Below are 240 nucleotides of genomic sequence, written 5' to 3' on the forward strand. Positions count from 1 at the left end.
CGGACCGTCGAGCGTGTCGATGATTTCCAGGCGGAAGACCACGTGGCCGTCGCCGTCCACACCCACCACATCGTCACCGTCCATCTGCAGCACGATGGCGCCGCCATCGGTGGCTTCCAGGTTGGTGCTCAGCTCGCCGCCCGCCGGGATACCGCTGAAGTACAGGCTGGTGCTGAGGCTGCCAGGACCGTCCTGGCCATCATCGCCACTGGCGGTGAACAGGCCGACCAGGCCGCCATT

General features: G+C 66.7%; 1 protein-coding gene. It reads right to left on the bottom strand.

Features of this window, described 5'->3' with window-relative positions:
* A partial coding sequence (locus E4487_RS24225; RefSeq protein ID WP_175254574.1) for a DUF5801 repeats-in-toxin domain-containing protein occupies positions 1-240 on the bottom strand: 240 nt, incomplete at both ends.

The sequence above is a fragment of the Pseudomonas sp. BMW13 genome (assembly GCF_013357275.1).
In the GTDB taxonomy this organism is placed as follows: domain Bacteria; phylum Pseudomonadota; class Gammaproteobacteria; order Pseudomonadales; family Pseudomonadaceae; genus Aquipseudomonas; species Aquipseudomonas khazarica.